This window comes from Streptomyces sp. SID14478 (assembly GCF_010548525.1).
In the GTDB taxonomy this organism is placed as follows: Bacteria; Actinomycetota; Actinomycetes; order Streptomycetales; family Streptomycetaceae; genus Streptomyces.
The window spans coordinates 1-3076 of sequence record NZ_JAAGMG010000408.1 but is presented as its reverse complement, the minus strand read 5'-3'; the positions used below and the strand labels follow the sequence as shown (position 1 = coordinate 3076).

The window sequence follows — 3076 nt, the reverse complement described above, 5'->3', positions numbered from 1 at the left end:
CGGCCTGCGCGAGCCACGCCGACACGTGCCGGCCGAGTCCCTCGGCGCCGCCGGTGACCAGGACGGTGCCCCGGGGCTGCCAGCGGCCGTCGGCGGGGCCCGGCTCCGGCAGCGGCTTGCGGATCAGGCGGCGGCTGTAGACGCCGGAGCGCCGGACCGCGAGCTGGTCCTCGCCGTCGGCTCCGTTGAGCACGCCGAGCAGGTACTGGGCGGTGCGCGCGTCCGTCTTGGCGGGCAGGTCCACCAATCCGCCCCAGCGGTCGAGGCGTTCGAGTGCGACGGCCCGGCCGAGGCCCCACAGCGCCGCCTGGGCGGGCGAGGTGAGGGTGTCGTGGATGCCGATGTTCACCGCACCGCGGGTCAGGCACCACAGCGGCTGGGTGACGAAGCCGTCCGCCAGTGCCTGCACCAGTGAGAGCGTGGAGGCCGTCACGGCGAGGGGGTCCTGGGGGCCGCCCGCCGTCTGCTCGTCGAGGGCCAGCAGCGACAGCACGCCGCTCACGTCGTGCTCGGCGAGCACCGCGCCCAGCCGCTCCCCGAGCCGCTCCCGGGTGCGGTCGTGCGCGTCGACCTCCAGGCGGACCATGCCGAGCCCTTGGGCGCCCAGCTCCGCCAGGAGGGCGTCGATCGCGGTGTCCTCGCGGCGCTCGGCCGGTACGACGACCAGCCAGCGCCCGCCGGGTACGCCGGCGCTCTCGCGGCCCAGCGGCTGCCAGGTGACGTGGTAGCGCAGTTTCTCGGCGGACGACTGCTCGCGCCGCTTGCCGCGCCACTGGGCGAGGACGGGCACGAGCGCGTCGAGCGCGCCGCGTTCGTCGGCGGATTCCGTCTCCAGGAGCGCGGAGAGGGAGTCGAGGTCGGCGTGCTCGACCGCCTGCCAGAAGTCGGCGTCGGCGCTGTCCGCGGCCTCGGCGGTGTCGCCGTCGGCCGCGGCCTCCTGGAGCCAGTAGCGCTGGCGGTCGAAGGCGTACGTGGGCAGGTCGACGTGGGCGGGAACGGTCCCGTCGGGCAGGGCTCCGGCCCAGTCCACGGGGACGCCGCGCACGAAGAGTTCGGCGGCGCAGGCGAGGAGCCGGCACAGGCCGCCGTCGTCGCGCCGCAGGGAGCCGGTCACCAGCGCGTCCGCGTCGCCGTCGGCTTCGTAGACCGCCTCGTTGACCGGCTGGACGAGGACCGGGTGAGCGCTGAGCTCGACGTAGACGCCGTGGCCCTGGCGGACCAGCTCGGCGACGGCCGGGCCGAACTTCACCTGGCTGCGCAGATTCCCGTACCAGTAAGCGCCGTTGAGGACATCGGCGTCCTCGACCCAGCCGCCCGTCACGGTCGAGTAGAAGGGGATGGCGGGGGCCTGGGCCTCGATGCCGGACAGGGTCTCGGCGAGGGTGTCCTCGATGTCTTCGACGTGCCGGGTGTGGGAGGCGTAGTCCACGGCGACGCGGCGCACGCGCACACCGTCGGCGGTGAGGGCTGTGAGAGCCTCGTCCAGGGCCTCCGCGTCGCCCGCGACGACGACCGAGTTCGGGCTGTTGACCGCGGCCACCTCGACCCGGTCCGCCCAGCGCTCCAGTCGCACGAGCGCGTCGTCCTCGCTCAGCGCCACCGAGGCCATGCCGCCGCGCCCGGCCAACCGCTCGCGGATCGCCTGGCTGCGCAGAGCCACCACGCGGGCCGCGTCGTCGAGCGACAGGGCACCGGACACACACGCGGCCGCGATCTCGCCCTGCGAGTGGCCGAGCACCGCGTCGGGACGCACCCCGAGCGAGGACCAGACGGCGGCCAGTGCGACGTTGACGGCGAAGCACGCGGGCTGGACGACGTCCACCCGGTCGAGCAGGCCGGGCTCCTCGCCCCGCAGCACGTCGGCCAAGGACCAGTCGATGTACGGGGCGAGCGCGTGCGCGCACTCGGCGATCCGGTCCGCGAACACCGGCGAGGAGTCGAGCAACTCCCGGCCCATGCCCACCCATTGGGAGCCCTGGCCCGGGAACACCCACACGACCTTGCCCGGCTTGCCCGCGCCGGTGCTGCCGGCCACCGCATGGGACGCGCTCTCGCCGCGTGCCAGCGCCTGGAGTCCGGCGAGCGCCTCCTCGTCGGACCCGGCGACGACCACCGCGCGCTCGCTCAGCAGCGCCCGGTTCGCCAGCAGCGCCGCGGCGGTACGGGTCAGCGACGCACGGCCGGACTCCTCGACGAACGCCGCGATCCGGCCCGCCTGGCCCGCCAGGGAACCGGCGCTGCGTGCCGACACCACCAGCGGCACGACGCCCGACGGCCCGGCCCCGGCCGTTTCCGGTGCTTCGTCGGGCGCTTCGGCGGGCGCCTCTTCCAGGATCAGGTGGGCGTTCGTTCCGCTCGCGCCGAAGGAGGAGACACCGGCCCGGCGCGGACGGTCCTCGCGCGGCCAGTCCCGGGCCTCGGTCAGCAGTTCCACCGCACCCGCGGACCAGTCCACCTGCGCCGTCGGCTCGTCCACGTGCAGAGTCCTGGGCAGCACTCCGTGGCGCAGCGCCTGCACCATCTTGATCACACCGGCGACGCCGGCGGCGGCCTGGCTGTGCCCGATGTTCGACTTCAACGAGCCGAGCCACAAAGGCTGTTGAGGGTCACGGTCCTTGCCGTACGTGGCGAGCAGCGCCTGCGCCTCGATCGGGTCGCCCAGCGCCGTACCCGTGCCGTGCGCCTCGACCACGTCGACGTCGGCTGTGGAGAGTCCCGCGTTCGCCAGCGCCTTGCGGATCACCCGCTGCTGGGAGGGCCCGTTCGGCGCCGTCAGACCGTTGGACGCGCCGTCCTGGTTCACTGCGCTGCCGCGCAGCACCGCAAGCACCTTGTGGCCGCGCTCCCGGGCCACCGAAAGCCGCTCCAGGACGACCACGCCGACGCCCTCGGCCCAGCCGGTGCCGTCGGCCGTCGACGCGAACGCCTTGCAGCGGCCGTCGGCGGACAGGCCGCGCTGGCGCGAGAATTCGAGGAAGGCGTCCGGGCTGGCCATCACCGTCGCACCGCCGGCGAGCGCCATCGAGCACTCGCCCTGGCGCAGCGACTGCGCCGCCAGGTGCATGGCGACCAGCGA

The 3076-nt window shown here is 74.6% G+C and carries 1 protein-coding gene; it reads right to left on the bottom strand.

Going from position 1 to position 3076, the window contains the following annotated elements; translation table 11 throughout:
• The coding region (locus G3I40_RS13435) for a type I polyketide synthase (RefSeq protein WP_164302393.1) at window positions 1-3076 on the bottom strand (3076 nt) is incomplete at both ends.